The organism is Nocardioides sp. zg-DK7169, assembly GCF_013155365.1.
Classification (GTDB): domain Bacteria; phylum Actinomycetota; class Actinomycetes; order Propionibacteriales; family Nocardioidaceae; genus Nocardioides.
On the sequence record NZ_JABJRA010000001.1, the window covers coordinates 514,897 to 538,491 of the forward strand.

The 23,595-nt window shown below is 74.6% G+C and carries 20 protein-coding genes, 1 rRNA gene and 1 riboswitch; of the genes, 3 read left to right on the forward strand and 18 right to left on the reverse strand.

From position 1 onward, the window contains the following. Nucleotides 1-171 precede the first annotated feature (171 nt). From ilvC to HOQ23_RS02540, 11 genes are all read right to left on the reverse strand, one after another. Nucleotides 172-1,200 carry a ketol-acid reductoisomerase gene (gene ilvC, locus HOQ23_RS02490; RefSeq protein WP_367650332.1) on the reverse strand — a complete coding sequence of 343 codons (1,029 nt, stop codon included), beginning with the start codon at nt 1,198-1,200 and terminating at the stop codon, nt 172-174. Nucleotides 1,201-1,329: 129 nt separating this feature from the next. Continuing rightward, on the reverse strand, nt 1,330-1,869 hold the full coding sequence (gene ilvN / locus HOQ23_RS02495) for an acetolactate synthase small subunit (RefSeq protein ID WP_172211497.1): 540 nt from the start codon (nt 1,867-1,869) through the stop codon (nt 1,330-1,332). Then, a complete protein-coding gene (locus tag HOQ23_RS02500; RefSeq protein WP_172211499.1) occupies nt 1,869-3,623 on the reverse strand; it encodes an acetolactate synthase large subunit in 1,755 nt (584 codons plus the stop codon). The genes ilvN and HOQ23_RS02500 overlap by 1 nt, the downstream gene beginning before the upstream one ends. Nucleotides 3,624-3,924: 301 nt before the next feature. Next, nucleotides 3,925-4,608: a 4a-hydroxytetrahydrobiopterin dehydratase gene (locus tag HOQ23_RS02505; RefSeq protein ID WP_367650333.1), complete on the reverse strand. Its 684-nt coding sequence runs from the start codon at nt 4,606-4,608 to the stop codon at nt 3,925-3,927. Further along, nucleotides 4,605-5,021 (reverse strand): VOC family protein, encoded by a 417-nt coding sequence (locus tag HOQ23_RS02510; RefSeq protein WP_172211501.1) that lies wholly within the window; start codon nt 5,019-5,021, stop codon nt 4,605-4,607. Before HOQ23_RS02510 ends, HOQ23_RS02505 begins: the two co-directional genes overlap by 4 nt. A 70-nt stretch (nt 5,022-5,091) precedes the next feature. Beyond that, nucleotides 5,092-6,117 carry a S66 peptidase family protein gene (locus HOQ23_RS02515; RefSeq protein ID WP_172211503.1) on the reverse strand — a complete coding sequence of 342 codons (1,026 nt, stop codon included), beginning with the start codon at nt 6,115-6,117 and terminating at the stop codon, nt 5,092-5,094. A 4-nt stretch (nt 6,118-6,121) separates the two neighbouring features. Next, nucleotides 6,122-7,354 carry an aminotransferase class V-fold PLP-dependent enzyme gene (locus HOQ23_RS02520; RefSeq protein ID WP_172211505.1) on the reverse strand — a complete coding sequence of 411 codons (1,233 nt, stop codon included), beginning with the start codon at nt 7,352-7,354 and terminating at the stop codon, nt 6,122-6,124. Nucleotides 7,355-7,421: 67 nt separating this feature from the next. Further along, a complete protein-coding gene (locus tag HOQ23_RS21125; protein ID WP_172211507.1) occupies nt 7,422-8,522 on the reverse strand; it encodes an FUSC family protein in 1,101 nt (366 codons plus the stop codon). After that, the gene (locus HOQ23_RS02530; protein ID WP_172211509.1) at nt 8,519-9,481 is read right to left on the reverse strand and encodes a hypothetical protein; all 963 of its coding nucleotides are present in this window, start codon (nt 9,479-9,481) and stop codon (nt 8,519-8,521) included. The genes HOQ23_RS21125 and HOQ23_RS02530 overlap by 4 nt, the downstream gene beginning before the upstream one ends. A gap of 110 nt (nt 9,482-9,591) precedes the next feature. Continuing rightward, nucleotides 9,592-11,271 (reverse strand): dihydroxy-acid dehydratase, encoded by a 1,680-nt coding sequence (gene ilvD, locus HOQ23_RS02535; RefSeq protein WP_172211511.1) that lies wholly within the window; start codon nt 11,269-11,271, stop codon nt 9,592-9,594. An 81-nt stretch (nt 11,272-11,352) separates the two neighbouring features. Further along, complete coding sequence (locus tag HOQ23_RS02540; RefSeq protein WP_172211513.1) at nt 11,353-12,432, reverse strand: exo-alpha-sialidase; 1,080 nt, start codon at nt 12,430-12,432, stop codon at nt 11,353-11,355. Nucleotides 12,433-12,511: 79 nt separating this feature from the next. Between HOQ23_RS02540 and HOQ23_RS02545 the strand changes: the two genes are divergently transcribed. The 3 genes from HOQ23_RS02545 to HOQ23_RS02555 all read left to right on the forward strand — a co-directional run bounded on the left by HOQ23_RS02545 (nt 12,512) and on the right by HOQ23_RS02555 (nt 15,589). After that, nucleotides 12,512-13,384: a DMT family transporter gene (locus HOQ23_RS02545; RefSeq protein ID WP_367650334.1), complete on the forward strand. Its 873-nt coding sequence runs from the start codon at nt 12,512-12,514 to the stop codon at nt 13,382-13,384. 86 nt (nt 13,385-13,470) lie between these two features. Then, the gene (locus tag HOQ23_RS02550; RefSeq protein ID WP_172211515.1) at nt 13,471-14,391 is read left to right on the forward strand and encodes an alpha/beta fold hydrolase; all 921 of its coding nucleotides are present in this window, start codon (nt 13,471-13,473) and stop codon (nt 14,389-14,391) included. A gap of 1 nt (nt 14,392) precedes the next feature. Continuing rightward, nucleotides 14,393-15,589 (forward strand): sorbosone dehydrogenase family protein, encoded by a 1,197-nt coding sequence (locus HOQ23_RS02555; protein ID WP_367650335.1) that lies wholly within the window; start codon nt 14,393-14,395, stop codon nt 15,587-15,589. Between the two features lie 24 nt (nt 15,590-15,613). On the opposite strand, the gene HOQ23_RS02560 is transcribed toward HOQ23_RS02555, so the two are convergent. From HOQ23_RS02560 to rrf, 7 genes are all read right to left on the reverse strand, one after another. Continuing rightward, the gene (locus HOQ23_RS02560; protein WP_367650336.1) at nt 15,614-16,459 is read right to left on the reverse strand and encodes an ECF transporter S component; all 846 of its coding nucleotides are present in this window, start codon (nt 16,457-16,459) and stop codon (nt 15,614-15,616) included. Next, entirely contained in the window at nt 16,456-18,048 is a 1,593-nt protein-coding gene (locus HOQ23_RS02565; RefSeq protein WP_172211519.1) for an ABC transporter ATP-binding protein, read from the reverse strand. Before HOQ23_RS02565 ends, HOQ23_RS02560 begins: the two co-directional genes overlap by 4 nt. Continuing rightward, a complete protein-coding gene (locus HOQ23_RS02570) occupies nt 18,045-19,220 on the reverse strand; it encodes an energy-coupling factor transporter transmembrane protein EcfT (RefSeq protein WP_172211521.1) in 1,176 nt (391 codons plus the stop codon). The genes HOQ23_RS02565 and HOQ23_RS02570 overlap by 4 nt, the downstream gene beginning before the upstream one ends. Then, entirely contained in the window at nt 19,217-20,119 is a 903-nt protein-coding gene (locus tag HOQ23_RS02575; protein WP_172211523.1) for a hypothetical protein, read from the reverse strand. Before HOQ23_RS02575 ends, HOQ23_RS02570 begins: the two co-directional genes overlap by 4 nt. Further along, nucleotides 20,116-21,741: a cell wall anchor protein gene (locus tag HOQ23_RS02580; RefSeq protein WP_172211525.1), complete on the reverse strand. Its 1,626-nt coding sequence runs from the start codon at nt 21,739-21,741 to the stop codon at nt 20,116-20,118. Before HOQ23_RS02580 ends, HOQ23_RS02575 begins: the two co-directional genes overlap by 4 nt. A gap of 77 nt (nt 21,742-21,818) precedes the next feature. Beyond that, nucleotides 21,819-21,941: riboswitch (cobalamin riboswitch) on the reverse strand. A gap of 71 nt (nt 21,942-22,012) precedes the next feature. Then, nucleotides 22,013-23,344: a prenyltransferase/squalene oxidase repeat-containing protein gene (locus HOQ23_RS02585; RefSeq protein ID WP_172211527.1), complete on the reverse strand. Its 1,332-nt coding sequence runs from the start codon at nt 23,342-23,344 to the stop codon at nt 22,013-22,015. A gap of 126 nt (nt 23,345-23,470) precedes the next feature. After that, nucleotides 23,471-23,587, reverse strand: a 5S ribosomal RNA gene (rrf, locus tag HOQ23_RS02590). Nucleotides 23,588-23,595 lie beyond the last annotated feature (8 nt).

The window sequence follows — 23,595 nt, forward strand, 5'->3', positions numbered from 1 at the left end:
GACCCGCCTGCGGGGCTCGGCTCCGGCACACCTCGCTGGCGCTCGGCGTACCTCCGCCTCACTCCTCGGCGTGCCGCGGCCTCAGCGGGTCGCGGTACCTATTTGCGACCCGCCTGCGGGGCTCGGCTCCGGCACACCTCGCTGGCGCTCGGCGTACCTCCGCCTCACTCCTCAGCGGGTCGCGGTGCCCTCGGTGTAGTCCGAGTCGTGGCTCTTCACCCACGCCATGAGCTTGCGCAGCTCGCGGCCGGTCTTCTCGATCGGGTGCGCCTCGCCCTGCTCGCGGAACTTGGTGAACTCCGGGCTGCCGTTGTCCATGTCGGTGATGAAACGCTCGGCGAACGCGCCGCTGGTGATGTCGGCGAGGACCGCCTTCATGTTCTCCTTCACCTCGGGGGTGATGACCTGCGGGCCGGAGACGTAGTCACCGAACTCGGCGGTGTCGGAGACCGACCAGCGCTGCTTGGCGATGCCGCCCTCGTACATCAGGTCGACGATGAGCTTGAGCTCGTGCAGGCACTCGAAGTACGCGACCTCCGGCTGGTAACCGGCCTCGATCAGCGTCTCGAAGCCGTACATGACCAGCTGCGAGGCGCCACCGCACAGGACGGCCTGCTCACCGAACAGGTCGGTCTCGGTCTCCTCGGTGAAGGTGGTCTTGATGCCGCCGGCACGCAGGCCGCCGATGCCCTTGGCGTAGGAGAGCGCGAGGTCCCAGGCCTTGCCCGAGGCGTCCTGCTCCACCGCGACGAGCACGGGCACGCCGCGGCCGTCGACGTACTCGCGACGGACCAGGTGACCCGGGCCCTTCGGGGCCACCATGAAGACGTCGACGTCCTCGGGCGGGGTGATGTAGCCGAAGCGGATGTTGAAGCCGTGGCCGAAGACCAGGGTGTCGCCCGCGTTCAGGTTGGGCGCGATCTCCTCGGCGTACAGCGTCCGCTGGTGCTGGTCGGGAGCGAGGATGACGACGACGTCGGCCTCCTGCGCCGCCTCGGCGGGGGTGAGGACGCGCAGGCCCTCGGCCTCGGCCTTCGCGCGGCTCTTCGAGCCCGGCTGCAGACCGACGCGCACGTCGACGCCGGAGTCGCGCAGCGACAGCGCGTGGGCGTGGCCCTGGCTGCCGTAGCCGATGACCGCCACGCTCTTGCCCTGGATCAGGGACAGGTCGGCGTGGTCGTCGTAGAACATCTCAGCCACGGGGGCTTCTCCTTCTGGTTCGGAACTTCAGTTGGGTGAGTCTGGGAAGTGGGACAAGTCTGCAGGCCGGTACGCCGTGGGGCGCGGGCGGCTCCGGCCAGGCCCGGTGGCACCGGGCCTGGCCTGGGGTCAGATGGCCGACGGGGGCGCCGGGATCGGCACCGGGCGCAGGCTGCGCTCGGAGATCGAGCGCGAGCCGCGGCCGATCGCGACCATGCCGGACTGCACCTGCTCGCGGATGCCGAACGGCTCCACCACCCGAAGGAAGTCGGCCAGCTTGTCGGCGTTGCCCGTGATCTGGACGGTCAGCGCGTCGATGGCGACGTCGACGACCTTCGCCCGGAACAGCTGGACGGTGTCGATCACCTGGCCACGGGTCTCCGCGGTGGCGGCGATCTTGACCAGCAGCAGCTCGCGGTCGACCGAGCCCTGCGGGTCGAGCTCGACGATCTTGATCACCTCGACCAGCTTGTTGAGCTGCTTGGTGACCTGCTCGAGCGGCGAACGGTCGACGTTGACCACGATGGTCATCCGCGAGACCTCGGGGTGCTCGGTCGGGCCGACGGCGAGCGACTCGATGTTGAAGCCGCGCCGGCTGAACAGGGCGGCGATACGGGCCAGGACGCCGGGCTTGTCCTCGACCAGGACCGACAGCGTGTGCTTGCTCATCAGAGGTCGTCCTCGTCGAACTCGGGCGCCAGGTCGCGCGCGTACTTGATGTCGTCGTTGCTCGTGCCTGCTGCGACCATCGGCCACACCATCGCGTCGCGGTGGACCCGGAAGTCCACGACCACCGGCGCGTCGTTGATCGACATCGCCTTCTCGATGGTGGCGTCCACGTCGTCGGGGCGGTCGCAGGACAGGCCCACGCAGCCGTAGGCCTCGGCCAGCTTGGGGAAGTCGGGGATCCGGACCGGCCCGCCGTGCCGCTGCAGGTTGGTGTTGGAGTAGCGCTCGTTGTAGAAGAGCGTCTGCCACTGGCGCACCATGCCCAGGGACTCGTTGTTGATGATCGCGACCTTGATCGGGATGTTCTCGATCGCGCAGGTGGCGAGCTCCTGGTTCGTCATCTGGAAGCAGCCGTCGCCGTCGATGGACCACACGGTGGTGTCGGGCATGCCGACCTTCGCGCCCATCGCGGCGGGCACCGAGTAGCCCATCGTGCCGAGGCCACCGGAGTTCAGCCAGGTGTTGGGCTTCTCGTAGCCGATGAACTGCGCGGCCCACATCTGGTGCTGGCCCACGCCGGCGGCGTAGATCGAGTCGGGACCGGCGATCTCGCCCAGGCGCTCCAGCACGTGCTGCGGCGCCAGCGAGCCGTCGGCCGGGCGCTCGTAGTCGAGGGCGTACGTGCGCTTGATGCCGGCGACGAAGTCGACCCAGCCCTCGAAGTCGCCGGTGTGACCGGCGTCCGCCTCGGCCTTGAGCGCCACGACGAGGTCGGAGATGACCTCGCGGCAGTCGCCCACGATCGGGACGTCGACGGCGCGGTTCTTGCCGATCTCGGCGGGGTCGATGTCGGCGTGGATGACCTTGGCGCCCGGCGCGAAGGAGTCCAGGTTGCCGGTCACCCGGTCGTCGAAGCGGGCGCCGAGGCTGATGATCAGGTCGCTCTTCTGCAGTCCGGCCACCGCGGCGACGGTGCCGTGCATGCCCGGCATGCCCAGGTGCTGGGGGTGGCTGTCGGGGAACGCCCCGCGCGCCATCAGCGTGGTCACGACCGGGATGCCGGTCAGCTCGGCGAGCACCCGCAGCTCGCGGTGGGCGCGGGCGCGGATCGTGCCGCCGCCGACGTACAGCACCGGGCGGCGCGCCTCGAGGATCAGCTTGGTGGCCTCGCGGATCTGCTTGGCGTGCGGCTTGGTCACCGGCCGGTAGCCCGGCAGGTGCAGCTCGGTGGGCCAGCGGAACGAGGTCATCGCCTGGAGCGCGGACTTGGTGACGTCGACCAGCACCGGACCGGGCCGACCGGTCGAGGCCAGGTGGAAGGCCTCGGCGATCTTCTGCGGGATCTCGGCGGGGTCGGTGACGAGGAAGTTGTGCTTGGTGATCGGCATCGTGATGCCGCGGATGTCGGCTTCCTGGAACGCGTCGGTGCCGATGAGCGAGGAGCCGACCTGACCGGTGATCGCGACCATCGGGACCGAGTCCATGTGGGCGTCGGCCAGCGGCGTGACGAGGTTGGTGGCGCCCGGGCCGGAGGTCGCCATGCACACGCCGACCTTCCCGGTCGCGGTGGCGTAGCCCTGCGCGGCGTGGCCGGCGCCCTGCTCGTGGCGCACGAGGATGTGGCGGATGGTGGAGTCCATCAGGGGGTCGTACGCCGGGAGGATCGCGCCGCCCGGGATCCCGAAGATGTGCTCGACCCCGGCCGCCTCCAGCGACGTGACCAGGCTCTGCGCGCCGGTGATCTGCTCGCTCATTCCTTGCTTTCCCTGTCTGTGACCATGCGGGTGGCTCGTGCAGTGCTGTCGCGGCGACGGCTGGTGAGCCGTCGTGACAACAAAAAACCCCTCGGTTGCTGGGCAACGAGGGGTGACGCGCTGGCTGACTTGTGGTCAGCGGGCGCGTCGCGTGCGTACAAGAATGTCCTGGCGCATGCGCTCACGGTAGCACTGTGGGGCCCTCGTCCGTCAGCACATCCTCTCACGGTGTCCCAGCATGCGGGACGGCGGTCCCACCATCTGGCGGCGTGCCGGTGCTCACCCCGGCGCCACCACCGGGTCACGCAGTCGTGCGGCCCTGCCAGGTGGTGAGACACACCCGGTTGCCCTGCGGGTCGGCCAGCACCCAGAACCGCGGCGCCTCGGCGTCGCTGACCAGGACGCCGCCCGCGGCCAGCGCCGCCTGCATCCGATCGGCCACCACCTCGGGCGGCACCCGCAGGTCGAGGTGGAAGCGCTGGGCCGGGACCTCCGGGTCGGGCTCGGAGTCCTGGAACCACAGCGTGGGCAGCACGCCGTGCGGGTCGGTGAGCTCGACCGGGTCCCCCGCCGAGGGCTCCAGGCCGAGCACGGCGGCCCAGAACGGCATCACCTGGGCTCGGTCGGCGGTGTCCAGGGCGATCTCGAGGACGCTGAGGACCTCGGGCGTGGCGGTGGCGCCGTGCCGGGCGGCGACCTCGCTGATCGCACGCGCCAGTCGTACGTCGCGCGCGGTGACGCCGCCGACGTCGTGGCTGGACAGGCGCACCCGCACCCGGCCCCACGCCAGGTCGAGGTCGGGGTGGTGGTCCATCTCGTCGGCGAGCGCCCCGGTCTCCGCCACGATCGCCAGGCCGGTGGCGAAGTCCGGGGTCTGGAAGAACGCGTGCAGCCGGCCGAAGAGCACCCGCCAGTCGGTCAGGCCCTCGGCCTCGACCTGCGGGCCGTCGAGCACGCGGCGGTCGGCCTCGCTCGGGCGGCTCACGGCAGCACCCGCTGACCGATCGGGCCGGGGTTGGTGGCGATCTCCCAGCGGTGGCCGTCGGGGTCGGCGAAGTAGCCGGTCCAGCCGCCCCACTCGCGCCGCTGCGCCGCCTCGACCGGGTCGGCGCCCGCGGCCCGCGCCTCGGCGAGCACCGCGTCGACCTCCGCCTCGGTCGCGACGTTGTGCGAGAGCGTGAACGGTGCGACCCCGGGGCCGGCGGCGATCGCGCCGACCTCGGCCTCGAACTGCTCGCGCTGCCACAGCGAGAACACCAGGCGCTCCCCGGCCGCGAGCATCAGCACCTCGCCGGGCTCGTGCAGCTCGGGACGCCACCCCAGCCCGTCGACGTAGAAGGCCCGGCTCGTCTCGAGGTCGGCGACCGCGAGGGTGATGAAGCTGATTCGCTGGTCCATGCCCGGTCACGATGCCAGTCCGCGCCGACAGGTGCCAGGGACACGCGGCGCCCCGGGACGACCGGGCGGCTCAGCCCCAGGTCTGGGTGACCTCGGCCCGCTCGCCGTCGACCACCACGCGCGCCAGGGCGCCGTTGACCATCGGCAGGTAGGGCCACACGTGGCCGAAGTCGACGTCGAGCACCACCGGCAGGTCGAGTCCGCCGAGGGCGTCGCGCACCGCCTCGTGCTGGGTGAACCCGGGCGCGTCCGGGGCCGCCGTGCGCCCGATCAGCACCGCCTCCGCCTCCTCGAACCAGCCGGCCATCCGCATGCCGTGCAGGGTGCGGCCGATGCTGAAGGCGTCCTGCTCGCAGGCCTCGAGGTAGACGACCAGCCCGTCCTCGGTGAGCTCGCGGCCCAGCCGCGGCAGGTCGCCGTACGGCGTCCCGACCAGCGGTCCGAGCACCTCGACGCAGCCGCCCACGAGGCGTCCGGTGACGTCGACGCCCCCGCCACCGACGACCTCCCACGACGCGGGGACCGGGAGCTCACGCTCCCCCGCCACGCCTGGGTCGCTCTCCCAGTCGTCCTGGCCGGGGCCCTTGTGCCGTCCCGGCGAGCGCTGGGTGAGCGGCGTGCCGGGGGCGGTGGCCAGCACGTCGGTCCAGTGCGCGAGCCCCTCGGGCTGGGCGTAGGGGGTCTCGAGCAGGTTGGCGCCGTGCAGGCTGGCCCAGCCGAGCCGGGTCGCGAGCGGCAGCATCACGGTGGTGAGGTCGCTGTAGCCGACCAGCCAGGTCGGCTCGGCCGCGGCCAGCGCGTCCCAGTCGAGGTGGTCGAGGACCTGGACGGCCAGCTCGCCGCCCCACGGCGGGACCACGGCCGCCACCTCCGGGTCGAGCAGCATCGCGGTCAGCTCGTCGGCGCGCTGCCGGGCGGTCCCGGCCACGCCGCCGTCGAGGGCGATCACGTGCTCGCCGAGGCGCACGTCGTACCCGCGCTCGCGCAGGGCGTCGCAGGCGACCTCGAGCCGCGGGAGGAAGGACGGCGCGACGCCGGCGGAGGGGGCGGTGACGCCGATGGTGTCGCCGGGACGCAGGGGGCGGGGGAAGCGCATGGGCTCAGGCTCGCAGGTCGTCGAGCTCGTGGCGAACCGCCTCGAGGCCGCTCTCCACCTCCGCGAACGACGTGGACAGCGGGGAGAGCCCCACCCGCAGCCCGTGCGGCTCGCGGTGGTCCGGGATCACGTCGCGGCGCCACAGCCGCTCGGTCACCTCGCGCATCAGCGGGTGCGCGAGGGTGACGTGGCCGCCGCGCCGCTCGGGGTCGCGGGGCGAGACCAGCCGCACCCCGAGGTCGCCGAGACGCTCCTCGGCGCGCGTCACGGCGTACGACGTGAGGGCGACGGACTTCGCGCGCACCGCCTCGGCCCCGGCCTCGCCGAGCAGCGCGAGCATGTCCTGGAGCGCCAGCATGCCGACCACCGGCGGGGTGCCGGACAGCACCCGGCGGATCCCCGGCGCGGGGCGGTAGTCCGGGCCCATCGCGAAGGAGTCGGCCGCGCCGATCCAGCCCTGCACCGGCTGCACGAACGGCTGGGCGGGGTCCTCGAGCAGCCGCCGGGCGACGTAGGCGAACGCCGGGGCGCCGGGCCCGCCGTTGAGGTACTTGTAGGTGCAGCCGACGGCCAGGTCGACGTCCCAGGCGTCGAGCGCGAGCGGGACCGCGCCGGCGGAGTGGCACAGGTCCCACAGCACCAGCGCCCCGGCGTCGTGGGCGATCCGGGTCAGCCGGGGCGCGTCGGCCAGCCAGGCCGAGCGGTAGGCGACGTGGCTGAGCAGCACCAGCGCGGTGCGCTCCCCCACCGCCTCCTCCAGCTGCGCGGCCTCGACGCCCCCGGCCGGGTCGACGTCGATCCAGCGCAGCGTGAGCCCGCACTCCGCGGCGACGCCCTGGGCGACGTAGCGGTCGGTCGGGAAGTTGTCGCGATCCAGCACGATCTCGGTGCGTCCCGGGCGCAGCGCCACGGCGGCGCGCACCAGCTTGTAGAGCAGCACCGTCGTGGAGTCGCCGATGACGCTCTGCCCCGGCGCGGCGCCCAGGCAGACCCGGCCGAGCTCGTCGCCGATCCGCTCGGGCAGGGACAGCCAGTCCTCGTCCCAGCCGCGGATCAGCCGCCCGCCCCACTCCTGGTCCACGAAGCGCGCGAGCCGCGGCCCGGTGACCCGCAGCGGGCGGCCCAGCGAGTTGCCGTCGAAGTAGACCAGCGGGGTCTCGGTGCCGACGAACCGGTCGCGGTACGCCGCCAGCGGGTCGGCGGCGTCGAGGTCGGCGGCGGTCGGTGCGGTGCTCACGGCGCCATCCTGCCCCGCGGTGCCGACGTACGCCGGGCGACCGGCCGGGCGAGGGCCGCACGCCGGCTCAGCCGGGCAGCCCGCGCCGGCGCAGGATCTCGCGCGCCGTGGGCCGGGCCAGGAAGCCGACGACGAGGCCGATGGCCACGCCGATGACCGTCTCCACGCCCCGGTCGACGACCAGCACCCAGGGGTCGCTGGCGCTCGCCAGGTGCACCGCGAGCAGGGCGAGCGCGGTGACGAAGGTGAGGGCGAGGGCGTAGTTGCGCCCGACCAGCAGCTCGGCGACGCCCTGGAACAGGACCATCAGCGCGATCACCACCCACGGCGAGGGCTCCAGCCCCAGCAGCGCGCCGGTCAGCGCGAGGCCGAGGAAGGTGCCGAGCACCCGCTGCACGCCGCGCACCAGCTGGGCGGGGAAGTCGCGGGCGACCAGCGGCACGACCGCCGAGACCATCGCCCAGTAGGGGTGCCCGATGCCGACCCCGGTGGCGAGGGTGCCGGCGAGCAGCACGGCCACGCCGTTGCGCGGGAAGCGCAGCAGGCGCACGGGTCCCGGTGCGGGCTGCGGTGCCGGGCGCGGGCCGTCGGGGTCGATGTCCCCGCCGGCGGTGCGGCGCTGGCGCCAGAACGCGCCGGCGTTGCCGACGGCCACCGCGAACAGCGCGCTCGCCCCCGCCACGGCCAGGGCGACCGGCACGTCGCCGAGCCGGCTCTCCAGCGAGGCGCACGCGGCGAAGGCGAAGACCGGGAAGAGCGCCCCGGGCGGGTGCCAGTCCTGGCGCTCGGAGAGCACCGTGCAGACCGAGGCCAGCAGGGCGGCGAGCGGCACCGCCAGCCAGGCGCGCTGCGGCGAGCAGCCGACCAGCACGCCCGCGCCGACGACGGACGTCAGCAGCGCGCCGAGGCGCAGCTGCATGCGCAGCCGCGGGACGTGCACGTGGTTGCGCCCGTAGAGCGCGGTGAACGCGCCGAACGCGGCGTACATCGAGAGGTCGAGGCGCCCGGCCAGGGCCACGAGCACGAGCGGCACGAGGGTGGACACCGCCGCGCGCAGCGCCACGAAGTGCGCGTCGCCGTGCGGGCGCACCTCGACCACGCCGGCGCCCAGCCGGCCGAGCCGCTCGCGGTGCCTGCCGTGCTTGCCGGGCTTGTGGTGGGCGGTCACTGGAAGCTGACGAAGCGCACGTGCGGGCGCACGCGGCGTACCGCGGCGGCGCCCATGCGGTCGACGTCCTCGTCGTAGAAGAGCTTCCAGCCCATGGTGAACTGCCGGGGCCGCGCGATCGCCCGGTAGCTGGCGAGCTTCTGGCTGCGGGTGCCGAACCCGTCTGCGTGCTGCACCATCACCAGCCCGCGCCGGGCGCGGACGTGCTCGAGGTCGGGCAGCATGTCGCCGCGGAACTGGTGCAGCACGAAGAGCTTCTGGGGCAGGTCGTGGCGCGCGACCAGGCGCGAGAGCCAGGCCGAGGTGCGGTTCACCTCGTCGGCGCGCACGTGGCCGATCACCCGGCCCGGGACCTCCCCGCCGGGCATCCGCCACTCCGGGTCCAGCGCCAGGCCGACGTACGGGTCGCGCAGCGCCCACGCCCAGCGCCGGGCGACGGTGAGGAAGTCGGCGTGGCCGGGCTGGAGGTCGAGCAGCACGAGCGCGCCGTGGCGGTGGGCGGCGTCGATGTAGCGCTGCACCTCGCGGCGCGCGAGGTCGTGGTGGTACTCACCGTCCGGCCCGGGGTGGGCGTCCGCGATGGTGACGATCAGCTCGTAGACCGGCTGCACCGGGCGGCCCCGGCCGGCGAACGGCGCCGCGGCGCGCACCAGCCGGCGGTGCATGACCGCGGGCCGGTCCTCACCGAGCACGCCGAGCGCACCGGTGCCGGCCGTGCCGTAGTAGGCCACCAGGAACCGGTTGCCACCGAAGACGGTCCGGCCACCGTGCGGCAGCGTGGTCCGGGGCCGTGCCTCGTCTGCCCCGGCGTCGGGCGCGGTGTCGGGCGCGGCTTCGGGCCCGGCGTCGGGCGGTGAGGAGCCGGCGGCCGGTTCCGCCACGGCGGACCCGGCTCCGAGCGCAGGCGCGGGGTCCTCCCGGTCGACGAGCAGCACGGTCGCCAGGAGCGTCAGGAGCACCAGGACCACGAGGCCGGCCCGCCCCTGCAGCAGCCGTACGCCGTGCAGCGCGAGACGTGCCGCCGGGGCCGGCTGGTCGCCGGCCCCGGGGCCCGGTGTCGGTGGCGCGCTCAGCTGGTGACGGCGCCGTGCGCGGCGGACTGCACCGTGCGGGCGTACTTGCCGAGGACGCCGCGGGTGTACTTCGGGGCGCGGGGCTCCCAGCCCTCCTTGCGGCGGGCGAGCTCGTCGTCGGGGATGCTCACCTCGAGGGTGCGGTTGACGACGTCGAGGGTGATCGGGTCGCCGTCGCGCACGAACGCGATCGGGCCGCCGTCGACGGCCTCGGGCGCGATGTGGCCGACGCAGAGACCGGTCGTACCGCCGGAGAAGCGACCGTCGGTCACCAGCAGGACGTCCTTGCCGAGGCCGGCGCCCTTGATGGCACCGGTGATGGCGAGCATCTCGCGCATGCCGGGGCCGCCCTTGGGGCCCTCGTAGCGGATGACGACGACGTCGCGGGCCTGGACCTTGCCCTCGGCGAGCGCGTCCATGGCCGCCTTCTCGCCGTCGAAGACGCGGGCGGTGCCCTCGAAGACGGTGTCGTCGAAGCCGGCGCTCTTGACCACGGCACCCTCGGGGGCCAGCGAGCCCTTGAGGATGGTGAGGCCGCCGGTGGCGTGGATCGGCTTGTCGAGGGTGCGGATGACGTCGCCGTCGAGCGCGCGGGGGTTCAGGTCGGCGAGGTTCTCGGCCATCGTCTTGCCGGTGACGGTCAGGCAGTCGCCGTGCATGAGGCCGGCGTCGAGCAGCGCCTTCATGACCACCGGGATGCCGCCGATGCGGTCCACGTCGGTCATCACGAAGCGGCCGAACGGCTTGAGGTCGGCCAGGTGCGGGACCTTCTCGCCGATCCGGTTGAAGTCGTCGATGGTCAGGTCGACCTCGGCCTCGCGGGCGATGGCGAGCAGGTGCAGCACCGCGTTGGTCGAACCGCCCAGGGCCATGACCACGGTGATGGCGTTCTCGAACGCCTCCTTGGTCATGATCTGGCGCGCGGTGATGCCGTGCTTGAGCAGGTTGACCACCGCCTCGCCGGAGCGGTGCGCGAAGCCGTCACGACGACGGTCCACGGCCGGCGGCGCGGCCGAGCCCGGCAGCGACATGCCGATCGCCTCGGCGACCGAGGCCATCGTGTTGGCGGTGTACATGCCGCCGCAGGCGCCCTCGCCGGGGCAGATCGCCTTCTCGATGCGGTCCACCTCGTCGCGGCTGATCTTGCCGGCCAGGCAGGCGCCGACGGCCTCGAAGGCGTCGATGATGGTGACGTCCTTGCCGTCGACCTGGCCGGGCATCGTGGAGCCGGCGTACAGGAAGACGCTGGACAGGTCGAGGCGGGCCGCGGCCATCAGCATGCCGGGCAGCGACTTGTCGCAGCCGGCGAGCAGCACGGAGCCGTCGAGGCGCTCGGCGCTCATGACGACCTCGACGGAGTCCGCGATGACCTCGCGGGAGACCAGCGAGAAGTGCATGCCCTCGTGGCCCATCGAGATGCCGTCGGAGACGGAGATGGTGCCGAACTCGAGGGGGAAGCCGCCCGCCGCGTGCACGCCGTTCTTGACCGCCTTGGCCAGGCGGTCCAGCGAGAGGTTGCAGGGGGTGATCTCGTTCCAGCTCGACGCGACGCCGATCTGGGGCTTGGCGAAGTCGTCGTCGCCCATGCCGACGGCCCGCAGCATCCCGCGGGCGGCGGCACGCTCGAGGCCGTCCGTGACGTCGCGGGAACGGGGCTTCATGTCGTGCTCGGTCATGACGTCAGGGTAGTCCTGCACCCGACCGTGCCCGGCGGCGGTCTCAACCTCGGTGCGGCGGCCGGGCCGGGCGTTCGCCGCTCACATCGCCGCGGCACGCACACACATCACGTCGGGCAGGTTCTCCACCACCGGGCGCCAGGTCTCCCCCGAGTCCGAGGAGCCCCAGACCGCCCCGTTGCGCGCCCCGACGTACACCCCGGCGGAGGGGTGGTCGTCGGTGCACATGGCGTCGCGCATCACCCCGACCCACAGGTGCTCGGGCAGGCCCTTGCCCAGCGGGACCCAGCTCTCCCCCGCGTCCTGCGAGCGCCACACCAGCGGGCGGGCCTCGACGGGGTAGCGCGCCCACGCCTGGCCCAGCGGGAAGACGTAGACGGTGTCCGGCTCGTGGGGGTGCACGACCACCGGGAAGCCGAAGTCGCTCGGCAGCCCGTCGGCGATGGAGTGCCAGCTCGCGCCGTGGTCGTCGGAGCGGTAGACCCCGCCGTGGTTCTGCAGGAACATCCGCTCCGGGCGCGCGGGGTGCCGGGCGATCTTGTGGACGCACTGGCCGAACTCGGGGTACTCCACCTCCTCGGGGACGAACTCCACCTTGATCCCGGCGTTGCGGGGCTCCCAGGAGGTCCCGCCGTCGGCGGACTGGTAGACCCCGCCGGTCGAGATCGCCGCGGTCACCGAGGAGGGGTCGCTGGGGTGCGGCAGGACGGTGTGGAAGGCCTGGCCGCCGTACCCGGCGTCCCACTGGGTGCGGTGCGGGTGGTTCCACAGCCCCTCCGCGAGCGCGAAGGACTCCCCGTGGTCCTCCGAGCGCCAGACCGCGCCCGGCTCGGTGCCGGCCCAGACCACCCCGGGCTCGGTGCCCGGGACCAGCTGCCAGATCCGCTCGACCGAGGCGTCGTAGGCCTCCGGGAAGCGCAGCGCGCCGGGGGTCTCCTGCCAGGTCCCGCCGAGGTCGTCCGAGCGGCGCACCTGGGGGCCCAGCCAGCTCGAGGACGCGCCGGCCAGCAGCCGGGGCCGCTCGCCGCGGGTGTCGATCAGGCAGGAGTAGACCTCCTCCATGTCGAAGTGCGGCCCGGTGAGGTCCCACGTCTCCCGCTCGTCGTCCGAGCGCCCGATCCACAGCCCCTTGCGGGTCCCCACCATCAGCACCGTCGCCATCGCCGACCTCCTGGCCCTCCGTCGTACGCCGCGCGAGCCGTGGCGCGGCCCGGTGGCGATCCTTGTCTAGATTGACCGGGTGGGCGCCTCGAAGTCATCGCTGTGGCGGGTCTCGCCGGTGGGGCTGGTGCTGGTGGGGATCGCCTCGGTGCAGCTCGGTGCGGGGGTCGCCAAGACCCTCTTCGACGAGGTCGACCCGACCACCGTCGTGTGGCTGCGCCTGTGCGCCAGCGCCCTGGTGATGCTCGCCATCGCCCGCCCCGCGCTGCGCGGGCGCGACCGCCACGACTGGGCCACGGTGCTGGCCTTCGGCGCGACGCTGGGGCTGATGAACTGGTCGTTCTACCAGTCCTTCCAGCGCATCCCGCTGGGCATCGCGGTGACGATCGAGTTCGTCGGGCCGCTGCTGATCGCGGTCCTCGGGTCGCGGCGGGTGCGCGACCTGGCGTGGGTGGGGCTGGCCGGCGCCGGCGTGCTGCTGCTCGGCTTCGAGCGGGCCGACCTCGACCCGGTCGGCGTGGCCTTCGCGCTGCTCGCGGGCGCGTGCTGGGGCGGCTACATCCTGATGAGCGCGGAGACCGGGCGCCGCTGGCCCGGCCTGGACGGGCTCGCGGTCGCCAGCGTCGTGGCGGCTGCGCTGATCACGCCGCTCGCGCTCGGCCGGCACGCCGACGAGCTCGGCGACCCCCGGGTGCTGCTGGTCGGCGCCGCGGTCGGGCTGCTCAGCTCGGTGATCCCCTACACCTGCGAGATGATCGCGCTGCGCACCCTCCGGCCGGGCGTCTTCGGCATCTTGATGAGCGTCGAGCCGGCGGCCGCCGCGATGGTGGGGATGCTGGTGCTGGCCGAGTTCCTCTCCCCCGTGCAGTGGCTGGCGGTGGCCTGCGTCGTGGTCGCCAGCGTGGGCGCGACCCGTTCCTCGCGCGCGCCGGTGCAGCCCGCGCCGGACTGACTCGACGCCGACCTCTCCGGACCGGGCTCTGGACCGACCTGGCGCAGCCAGGCGTGGGCCGGGCGCCGCTCGGGCATGATCGAGACATGTCCACGTCTGCCGAGGAGACCAGCCGCCGCCCGCGTCCGGCGGTGGTGTTCACCGACATCCTGTCCGACGACGGCACCCGGATCCGGGCCTGGAGCAACGACCCGGACGACGAGCGCGGCGCCCCCACCGTGCTGCTGTGCAACGGGCTGGGCACCAACGCCTTCGCGTGGCCGGCGCTGCTGGACCCCGGCTGCGGGGTGCGGGTGATCTCCTGGAACCACCGCGGCATCGGCGGCTCGGCTCGCCCCCGCGACCCCGAGCGCGTCGACGTCGAGGCCTTCGTCGAGGACGCGCTGTCGGTCATGGACCACTACGGCGTGGACCGGGCCGTGGCCATGGGCTGGTCGATCGGCGTGAACACGATGTTCGAGCTCGCGGTGCGCCACCCCGAGCGGGTCTCGGGGCTGTTCGCGGTCGCCGGGGTCCCCGGTGACACGTTCGCCACGATGCTCGGGCCGCTGCACCTGCCCCGCGTCGCGGCCCGTGCGCTCACCGTCGGCTTCTCCCACGCGATCCGGGTGTCGGGCCGGGTGCTGAGCCCGGTGGCCCGGCGGCTGCCGATCGGGCGGCGCACCGTGGGCGTGATCTCCCACAGCGGCTTCATGTTCCCGGTCGCCGACCCCGACCTGACCGCCGCCGCGATCCGGGAGTTCCTCCAGGTGCCGCTGGACTGGTACTTCCACGTCGCGCTGCGCACCTCCGAGCACGGCCGGGTGCGGCTCAGCCAGGTGCGGGTGCCCGCGGTCTTCGTCGCCGGCACCTGGGACCTGATGGCCGGCGCCCGCCACATGGCCCAGGCGGCCGCGCGCGTCGACGATGCGACGTACGTCGAGCTGCCCGGCAGCCACTTCATCCAGATGGAGCAGCCCGAACGCGTCCACGCGTTGCTGCTGGACTTCGTGCGCAGGGTCGGCTGACGTGGCCGGTCCCGGGCGTCGCAGCGCCCTCGCCCTCGGTGCCCTGCTCGTCCCGCTCGCGCTCGCCGGCTGCGGCCAGGGCGGCAACGAGGTCGAGTACGACGTCACCCCGACGGCCTCGGACAGCCCGACGGACGCCGCGTCAAACGACGGGTCGGCCGCGGGCGACCCGTCCACCGGCACCGGCGGCCCGAGCATCACCGGCAGCCCGGGCGAGGAGGCGACCGCCTCGGCGCGACCCCGAGTCGTGGGCACCGTCGCGACCGGCCTCGAGGCGCCCTGGGGCCTGGCCTTCCTCCCCGACGGCGACGCGCTGGTCACCGAGCGCGACTCCGGGCGGGTGCTGCGCATCAGCGGGCCGCGCCACCGGGTCACCGAGGTCGGCACGGTCGAGGAGGCGGCACCCGAGGGCGAGTCCGGCCTGCTCGGCGTCGCGGTCTCGCCCGACTTCGCGGAGGACGCGCAGGTCTTCCTCTACGTCACCACCGCCGAGGACAACCGGGTCGTGCGGGCCACGTTGCGCGACGACGGTCTCGGCGACCTCGAGCCGATCCTGACCGGGATCCCCAGCGACTTCATCCACGACGGCGGCCGGCTGCTGTTCGGCCCCGACGGCCACCTCTACGTCTCGACGGGTGACGCCAACGAGTCCGCGCGCGCCCAGGACCGCGAGAGCCTCGGCGGCAAGATCCTGCGCATCACCACCGACGGCGACCCCGCGCCCGGCAACCCGCTCGGCACGCCGCTGTGGTCGTGGGGGCACCGCAACGTCCAGGGCCTCGCCTTCGTCGGCGACCAGCTGTGGGCCTCGGAGTTCGGCGCCAACGAGTTCGACGAGCTGAACCGCATCGAGGCGGGCGCCAACTACGGCTGGCCCGAGGTCGAGGGGACCGGCGGCAAGGGGCAGGGCTTCGTGGACCCGCAGGCCACCTGGGCGACCTCCGAGGCCTCCCCCTCCGGCCTGGCCTACGCCGCGGGCCACCTGTGGATGGCCGCGCTGCGCGGCGAGCGGCTGTGGCGGATCCCGGTCGAGGGCGACCGCGCCGGCGAGCCTCGGTCCTTCCTCGTGGGCCGCTACGGGCGGATGCGCACGATCGCCGTCGCGCCCGACGGGATGCTGTGGCTGACCACCAGCAACCGCGACGGGCGCGGCACCCCGGCCGAGGGCGACGACCGGATCCTGCTGGTGCGCCCCTGACCCCGGCCGGCCCCCGGCCGGTCCTCAGTCCGCGGCGCGGACCTCGCCGGTGACCGTCGCGCGGCGAGCGGCGCGGCGCAGGGTGCCCAGCACCGCGGGCCCGAGCACCACGAGCGCGATCGAGGTGGTGATCGCCCGGCCGGTGTCGAAGCTGCCGGTCGAGGTCAGCACGGTGTAGACGAGGAACGTCTGGAGGTTCTCCAGCAGCGGCGCCCCGGCGACGTAGGCCAGCGAGCCCTCGTGGCCGGGCACCTGCACGCCCAGCAGGAACGGCCAGCCGGACAGGTTGAGGAACATGCCGTAGAGGTAGGACGCGAGCACGCCGTACCCGACGAGCAGGGCGATCTCGGTGCGGCCACGGGCGCGGCGCGGCAGCAGCCCGGCGCCCATCCCGACCCAGGCGGCGACCAGCATCTGGTAGGGCAGCCACGGCCCCACGCCGGCGGTCATCAGCGCGGAGGCGAGCAGGCTCAGCGCCCCGAGCGCGAAGCCGAAGCCGGGCCCGAAGACGCGGCCGGCCAGGATCAACAGGAAGAAGACCAGCTCGATGCCGGCCACCCCGGCCGAGATCCCGCGCAGCAGCGCGTTGACGGCACACAGCACGCCCAGCACCGCCAGCACCCGTGGGTCCAGCCCGCCCTCGCTGACCTCGGCGAGCACCACCGCCACCACCACCGGCAGCAGTGCCAGGAACAGGAACGGTGGGTCGACCCGGTCCCCGGGCTGGACCTGCACGAACAGTGGCCAGCACAGCATCACCAGGCCGGCGAGGGAGGCCACGGCGAGCACCGCCACCGACCGTAGGCTCAGCGGTACGGCGGCCGCCCGGGCCTCCGGACGCTCGCGCAGCCGGAAGCGGGCGCGGCTCACGGCCGGCCCCCGGGCGGGGCGACCCCGAGCGCGACGGCGACCTCGTCGACGCGCAGCCAGGGCGCGCCGAGCACCTTCATCACCTGGGGCGCGAACGCGGGCGACTCCGCCACCACGCGGCGTACCGGACCGGAGGAGACGATCTCGCCGTCGGCCAGCACGACCACGTCGTCGGCGGCCTGCACGACGAACTCGACGTCGTGGGTCGCGACCAGGACGGTGCGGCCCTCGGCGGCGAGGTCGCGCAGGATCGTGGCGAGCACCCGCTTGGCCGGGTAGTCCAGGCCGCGGGTGGGCTCGTCGAGCAGCACGACCCCGGGACGCGCCGCGAGGACGAGCGCGAGGGCCACCGCGAGGCGCTGGCCCTCGGAGAGGTCGCGCGGGTGCGCGTCGCCGGGGATGCCGGGGACCAGGCGGTCCAGCACCTCGCGGGCGCCGGGACCGCCGTCCGCGCACTCGGCGTCCACGGTGTCGAGGTAGAGCAGGTCGGCCGCGGTCTGGGGCAGCAGCCCCACCAGCGCCCGCCGCTCGCGCGGCGAGAGCCGGGCGGGGTCCAGCTCGCCGACCCGCACCGTGCCGGCGCGGCGCGCCGCACTGCCCTGGAGCGCCCACAGCAGCGAGGACTTCCCCGCGCCGTTGCGGCCCATCAGCGCGGTGACCGTGCCGCCGCCCAGCTCCAGGTCCACGTCGCGTACGACGGGCGCCCCGCCGTGGTCGACGGTGAGCCCGCGGGCGACGAGGCCGGGGCGACGGCGCTCGGCCGCGGGGGCCTCGACCGGCGCGGTGCCGAGCTCCAGGCGGCGGGCGGCGCGGCGGGCGTCCCGGACGCTGAGCGGCAGCGGGTCCCACCCTGCGACCCGGCCCAGCTCCACGATCGGTGGCGCCACCGGGGAGGTGGCGAGCAGCTCGGCCGGCTCGCCGACCAGCAGTCGGCCGTCGCCGGGCAGCAGGCACATCCGGTCCGCGAACGGCACCACCCGCTCCAGGCGGTGCTCGGCGAGCAGCACCGAGAGTCCGAGGTCGGAGACCAGCCGGGTGAGCGTGGCGAGCACGTCCTCGGCGGCGGTGGGGTCGAGCGCCGAGGTCGGCTCGTCGAGCACCAGCAGGCGCGGGTGCGTGGTGAGCACCGACCCGATGGCCACCCGCTGCTGCTGTCCGCCGGACAGGGTGCGCAGGTCGCGGTCGCGCAGGTCGGCGATGCCGAGCAGGTCGAGGGTCTCCTCGACACGACGGCGCATCGTGGCGCCGGGCAGCCCGAGCTGCTCCATGCCGTAGGCCAGCTCCTCCTCCACGGTGTCGGTGACGAAGCCGGCGGCCGGGTCCTGCCCGACGTAGCCGATCGCGTGGGCGCGCTCGCGCGGCGGGGTGTGCACGATGCTGGCGCCGTCGAGGCGCACGTCGCCGTCGAGCACGCCGCCGGAGAACCGCGGCACCAGGCCGGTCACCACCCCGAGCAGGGTCGACTTCCCGACGCCGGTCGGGCCGGAGACGAGCACCAGCTCGCCCTCCTCGATGCTCAGGTCGACCCCGTCGAGGACGGGTGCGGTGTCCGGGGCGTAGGAGAAGGTGACGCCGCGCAGCTCGATCATCGGGTGCTCGCTCTCGGTGCGGGGGTGGACGACGGGAGGGGGTCGGTGGACCGCGACGGCTCGGGCGCGGCGCGCGCGGCGGACAGCCGCGGTGGCGGTGCCAGGACCGCCGGCAGGGCGGCCACCAGCGCTCCGGCCAGCGCGAGCGCGCTCACCGGCGGGACCGAGGCCACGTCGGGGTAGGCGACCAGCACCTGGTGGCCGCTCACCCACCAGCCGATCGCCGCGGTCAGCACGCCGCAGCCGGCGACGGCGAGCTCGGCGGGGTGCCAGTGGTCGGGGCGGTAGCGGGTGCGCTCGACCCGGCGCCCCGCGCTCAGCAGGCCGGCGCCGGCCGCCGCCACGCCGAGCACCAGCATCGGCACCGCGAGCAGCCGGGGCGCGGTGCGGTCCAGCACGGCGTACACCCCGACGACGATGCCGCACAGGCCGAGGAGCATCAGCGCCCCCGTCGTACGACGCTCGGCGGGCGTGGCCGCACCGCTGCGCCCGTAGCCGCGGGTGTCCATGCCGGCGGCGAGCGCGAGGGAGCGGTCCAGCGCGTCCTCGAGCACCGGCACCAGCAGGCGGCGCAGACGCGCGACCCGGCCCTGCTCGCCCGCGCGCAGCTCCTGCGCACGGCGCACCCGGCGCACGCTCTCGGCGAACTGGGGCAGCACGCTGACCGCGACGACGAGCGCGGTGCCGACCTCGTAGAGCGCCGGCGGCACCGAGCGCAGCAGGCGCTTGGGGTTGGCCAGGGCGTTCGCGGCGCCGACGCAGACCACGATCATCGCCAGCCGCAGGCCGTCGTAGAGGCCGACGAGCAGCGACTCCAGGGTCAGCGGCCCGAGCAGCGTGATCCCCATGACCCAGTCCGGCAGCGGGACCTCGGGCAGGTCGAGCAGCACGGTCTCGCCGTAGGCGCCCCCGAAGACCAGCCGGAACAGCACCCGGAAGACCACGATCGCGGCGGCCAGCCACAGGTAGAGGCGGAACGCCCGCGCCCACGGCTGGTCCGAGCGCCGCGCGGCGACCACGAGGAGGACCGAGCCGAGCAGCAGCACCAGGACCAGCGGGTTGGTGGTCATCGAGGCGCCCGCGGCGAGGCCGATCGCCCAGACCCACCACGCGACCGGGTGCAGGTCGCGGGGGGTCCGGGCGGCGGCACTCGCGCGGGGCTCGGTGCTCATCGCCGGACGGTCCCCCGACGTCGTACGGCGACCAGGCCGGCGCCGGCGAAGACGGCGGCCAGGACGACGGCCACCAGCCAGCCCGGCAGGCCGGCGTCGTCGGTGGTGGCCGCGGACTCCTGCGTCCCCTCGATACCGGTGTCCTCCTGCTCGGCGCTCGGCGAGACCGAGGCGGACGGCGACGCGGTGGCCGTGTCGCGGTCCTTCGGCTCGCGGGTCGGGCCGCCGGTCGGCCGGTCGCCGGCCGTCGGTGTCGGGGCCGCGGTCGGCGCGTCGCCCCCGGCGGCACTGCCTGCGCCGGCGCCGGTGCCGGGCGCGGAGCCGGGCGCGGAGCCGTCGCCGGAGCCGGTGACCGGAGTGGGAGCGCTGCCGCCCGGACCGCCGCCGGTCGACGGGGTGGGGCGCGGGCTGCTCGGTGCGGCGGGCGCGGCCGCCACCGGCGGCGCCACGCCGGGCTGGGTGCGCGCGCCGCTGTTCCAGGCGAACGCGACCGAGCCGCCGGCGGGCACGGTCAGCGAGGAGGTGCCGATCGAGCTGTAGACCCACGTCCCGGTCCTGCCGTCGGACCACCACAGTCCCCAGTAGGCGTCCGCCGGGGCGGCGTTGATGCACGGGTCGCTGCTCGGGACGCCCTCGACGCGGCACACGAACCCGGCCGCCCGCTGGGCGTAGGTCAGCGCGACGCCGCTGTCGGCGAAGATCGTGGCGGCCGACTTGCCGCCGCCGTCGGCGTCACAGGTGTCCTGGACCCCGCCGCCGAGGGCGCCGAAGTCGACGACCACGCTGACGCCGCGCCCGTCGGTGCAGGTGGCGGCGCCGGCCGAGGGCGCGGTCGGGAGCCCGGCCAGGAAGAGCAGCCCCGCCAGCAGTGCCGCCGCGGCGCGCGCCCCGGTGCTCACCGCACCACCCGGACGGTGACCGAGCGCGTGCGGTCGGCGAACGCGCCGCGGACCACGAGCCTCGCCTGCCCGGCCTTGCCGGTGACGCGGACCCTCGGGGTCCAGCGACCTGCCGCGTTGCTGGTGCCACGGGCGACGACCGTGCCGCGGAAGCGGAGCAGGGCCGGCTCGCGGGCGGCCAGTCCGCGCACCCGCACCTGGACGGTCCGGCCGCGGGTGAGGCGGGCGCCCACCCTCAGCACCGGGCTGGTGGCCGCGAGCGTGCGCAGACGGGACGGGACCGGCTTGAGGGTCCCCGAGGGCGCGACCGCGCGCACGGCGTACGTCGCGGTGCGGGCCGGGAGCTTGATCAGCGCGGTTGCGGCACCGGCCTGGTCAGCCCGGACCTGGCGGCGAGTGCCGGCCATGGTGACGCAGACCGGCTCGCCGGGGGCCAGGGGCCCGAGCCGCACCGACACGCGCGTGCCGGCGCGGTGGAACCGCGGAGGAGCCATGGGCGGCACAGGGAATGCGTCGACGCGTCCGGGCGCCCAGGTGAGCGCCGGCAGTGCCTGCGCGCTCGCGCGGCGCACCTGGTCGCGCAGCTCCGCGACCCCGGACGCCGTCACCGTGTCGAGGCCCGCGACGTCGTAGGCGATCGCCCCGAGGTCGCCGGCCCGGTACGGCGCGCATGCACCCGTGTGGGCGAGCTGCAGGCCGCGCACCCAGCCCGCGGCGCGGGCGGCAGCCTTCGTGCGACCCGCCTCGCCGAGGGCCCAGCCCGCGAGGCCGGTGCTGTTGGCGTTGGCGGCCTCGGTGGCCACGCCGCCGCCGAACGACCCGTCGCCGCGCTGGTTGCGCCGCAGCCAGTCGAGGGCCGATGTCAGGTGGGGCCGCACGTCCTCATCGTCGCGTTGCGGCAGCAACGAGAGGACCGCCAGCGCGGTGACGTCGGTGTCCGCCTCGGCGTCCGGTGCGCCGTCGCAGGTCTGGTCCCGCGCCTCGACCGTGCCGAGCTCGAGGCGGAAGAAGCCTGCTGCGCACTGCTGGTCGAGCAGGTACGCCGTCGCGGCCACGGCCTCGCTGCTGCGCGCGGCTTCGAGGGCCCGGACCGCATACGCCTGGCCCAGGGTGTTGGCGTAGTCGCCGAAGGTGCTGCGATCGACGATCCGCCCGGTGGCCGGGCCGGAGTCGGTGGTGACGGACTCGAGCTCGGCGACGAGGTCGCGTCCGCCGAAGCGGCGTGGGTCCCGGTCCGCGGCCAGCGCCAGGACGGCGGCCTTGGCGGTGGCCCCGGCGTAGGCGCTCCCCTCGTCGCCGAACGCCTCGCCGCTCACGTAGGAGGCGACCTCCGCCGCCACGGCGTCGGCCACGCCCTGGACCGCGGCGCCGGAGCCGACGGCGTCCAGCGCGAGCGCGACGTCGATGGAGAGCCCGTGATCGGGCCCCCACTCACCCACGACGAGGCCGTCGGTGAGCTGCCCGGAGAGCCAGCGGGCGCCGGCCGCAGCCGGCGTGAGAGGTGCGGGCGCGGCGACGGGGCCGGCGATCGCAGGGGTGGGGGTGGCGACCGCCAGGCCGCCGGTCACCAGTGCGGTGACCAGGAGGAGTGCGCCGGTACGGCGCACGCAGGACGAGCTCATGGTTCCTTCCCGCTGCACACAGCGGGGGCACTGCCCGAGGACGGGCGGCGACCACCACTGCTTTCCACGACAGCGTTGTGATCAGGATGCGTCGTGGCGGGTGCTCCGGCTCGTCGTGGCTGCGGGTGCAGCACGACCTACGGTTGCGGGTCAGCGCCGGACTTGGACCGGCTTTCCCCACCACGGGCATATGGATGTGTCTGCGGAACATACCTCAGGTCCGCGCCCACGTGCGCAACGGAGCGGGCGGTGTGAGGCGCTCCACCCGCGGTCAGCCGGCGGCGGCCACCGGGGTCACGCCGGCGAGGCGGCGGACCACCAACCGGTCCGGTGCCACACCGTCCAGCGGGACCTCGAGCGTGCCGCCGTCACCGGTCAGCTCCTCGGCGTACCCGCCGGGACCGGTGACGCAGGCCTGCTCGCCGTCCTGGAGACCGGTGATGCGCAGCGAGGAACCGGAGACCTCGAGCTCCAGGGGCTCCGCCGGCTCGCCGACCAGCTGGAGGAGCGGCGCCGCCTGCGCCGTCGCCCGGCGCCACTGGTCGCGTACGACGGGGTCGCGCAGCGCGTCCGGGGCGGCGTCGGCCGCGTAGGCGACCGCGCCGGTCGGGAGCCGGGGCGTGCCACAGCTCGGCTCGGTGACCTGCCGCGCCGCCACCCAGGCGGCCGCGCGGGCGGCCTCTTCCGAGCGCCCGGCCCGCTCGAGGGCGAGGCCGGCGAGACCGGTGCTGTTGGCGTTGAACCCCTCCGTGCCGGTGGCCCCGCCGAATCCCCCGCTGGCGTCCTGGGTCTCGACGAGCCAGTCGACGGCGGCGGTCACGGACTCGCTCGCCGCCTCCCCGGGCACGTCCTGGAGGGCCAGCACGGCCAGCGCCGTCACGTCGGTGTCGGGGAGGTCGAGCCGGCGCGGGCCCTCGCCACAGCCCTGCGGCGCGTCCGGGCCGGCGAAGTAGAGGCGGAACCAGCCCGGCTCGCACTGCTGGGAGATCAGGTAGTCGGCAGCGGCGCCGGTCTCCGGGGAGTCCGCGCTGGCGAGGGCGCGCACGGCGTACGTCTGCCCGATCGCGTTGGCGTAGTCGGTGCCGTCCGCGCTGCGCACGTCGTCGGCGAGCCGGCCGACCAGGGCGCCCTCGTCGGCCACGAGGTCCTCCAGGCGTCCCAGGACGTCGACCCCGTCCACCTCGGAGGGGTCGCCGCCGCTCACCTGGGCGAGCACGGCGACCTTGGCCACCGACCCCGCGTAGATGTCGGGGCTGCCGAAGTCCACACCGGTCGTGTAGCTCTCGACCGCGGCGCCGACGGCGTCCGCGATCCGCCCGACCACGTCCGCCTGGTCCGGCACCTCCGCCAGGCCGAGCGCCGCGTCGATGCTGAGCCCGTAGTCGGGGCCGTACTCCCCCACCATCAGCCCGTCCTCGAGCTCGCTCGCGAGCCAGGCCGCGGCACCGGCTGCCGCGGCGGTGGGTCGGCTGTCACCCACCGGCGGGGAGCCGCCGTCCGTGCTGTCGTCACCGCAGGCGCCCAGCGCCAGCGGGAGACAGGCCAGCAGCGCCAGGCGGGACCGGGGCGTGCGTCGTCGGGGGGCGGCGGAAATCATGCTCATCGCCGCGAATCCTACGCGTGCCCCTTGGGCGCGTTCCGTCACCGTCGGTGAGGACCATGACCAAGACCACGCGAAATAGCAGAAAGGGTCGCACCCTCACGGGTGCGACCCTTTCTGTGAATGATTGTCCGGCGGCGTCCTACTCTCCCACAACCTCTCGGTTGCAGTACCATCGGCGCTGAAAGGCTTAACTTCCGGGTTCGGGATGGGACCGGGTGTTTCCCTTTCGCTATGGCCGCCGTAACTCTATC